Genomic DNA, 289 nt, shown 5'->3' with positions numbered 1-289 from the left:
CTCGCAAGCTCGGCACCTTCTCCGTGCGCGGAGAAGGCACGCGACTTGCCGGGCTCGTGTTCTGCCGAGGGGCATGAGCCCCAAGCCTTCTCCCCGCAGGGAGAAGGGGGACCGCGTCAGCGGTGGAAGAGGTCCATGGTCGGCAAAGCGTAGCCCCTTGCTCAAGGACCTCTTCCGCCCCTTCGGGGCACCTTCCCCGTGCGCGGGGAAGGCTGCGCGACTTGCCGGGCTCGTGTTCTGCCGAGGGTCATGAGCCCCAAGCCTTCTCCCCGCAGGGAGAAGGGGGACC

It is taken from the genome of Mitsuokella sp. AF33-22 (assembly GCF_003475755.1).
Taxonomy (GTDB): domain Bacteria; phylum Bacillota; class Negativicutes; order Selenomonadales; family Selenomonadaceae; genus Mitsuokella.
This window is presented reverse-complemented; position numbering follows the sequence as displayed.